Here is a 974-nt window from a genome sequence, read left to right as displayed (position 1 = left end):
TCGAGCGGTTTCTGTGGAGTGAAGCCTCGGGACATTTTCGACCAGCCAAGCGCGACGATGACGCCCACCAGCAGAAGCGAGGCGAGAAATTCAAATGTGCTCATTGTAGCCCTCCGTTCAGCCCCAGCCGTCCCGGCGACCTTCGCCATTGTCGCGCAGCTTACGGCCATCGAGGGCCGACCGGCGGATGTTGAGTTCGACCTCCTCACCCTTGCGGGTCAGCTGGACATCACGCGGATCGATGTTGTTGCGCTTCGCATAGTCTTCGGCTGCCCGTTCGCTCCCGAACTTGCCAGCCTCATCGAATTCCCAACCCATCGTTCGTCTCCTTCTCTTCGCCGCAGGCACCACGCCGGCGACTTCTCCATTCACAAGTCGAGCCCGAGGCTGCGCTCGGGCAGCGGTGGCAGCGGATCGCCGCGATCGGGTTTCAGATCGGGCGGCGCTTGTGGGGCCTTCGCGGCCGGCGCAGATGCCGCGCCATCGGGCAGAGGCGGCAGATCGCTTGGAACGGGAGCAAGATCGGACAGGTTGACGCCGTCGATCGGACCGGGATCGAACTTCTCGCGGGGTTGCGCGCCCGGCCCCTTCCTGCCGTCGATATCGAGGCGGCCGAGCGTCTCGAGCGAGGAGGTCTTGTTGCCGGGATTCATGTCGAGCTGCCGCGCGAGCTTCTCCTTGTCGTCCACGACCATTGTCAGCTCGTCGCGCACGCGCGTGACCCCGACGTTGAAGAGGCGCTGGTTCGAGAGGTTGCGCTCATGCGACGACATGACGGTGATCGCCTTGTCGGTGGTGATCCCCTGGGCCATGTGCATATTAAGGCTATAAGCAAGGTCGAGCCGAGATAGCATCGGGTCACCGAGGCTGAGCGTGAGGAGCACCTTGTCCGCAGTCTCAACCTTCACGCCATCGGCATCGACGCCCACAACGCGCGCAAGCGCGGCATTGTGCAGGCCGCGCTGCTTGTCGTT

General features: G+C 63.7%; 1 protein-coding gene and 1 pseudogene. Both read right to left on the bottom strand.

Annotation, left to right across the window (positions count from 1 at the left end):
* Window positions 1–117: 117 nt before the first annotated feature.
* On the bottom strand, window positions 118–318 hold the full coding sequence (locus IL54_RS01980; protein ID WP_011950428.1) for a hypothetical protein: 201 nt from the start codon (window positions 316–318) through the stop codon (window positions 118–120).
* A 50-nt stretch (window positions 319–368) separates the two neighbouring features.
* Window positions 369–974, bottom strand: a pseudogene (locus IL54_RS01975) (MobF family relaxase); the annotation flags it as partial.

The organism is Sphingobium sp. ba1, assembly GCF_000743655.1.
GTDB lineage: Bacteria > Pseudomonadota > Alphaproteobacteria > Sphingomonadales > Sphingomonadaceae > Sphingobium.
The sequence above is the reverse complement of the archived record's forward strand: the minus strand, read 5'-3'. Positions and strand labels throughout refer to the sequence as shown.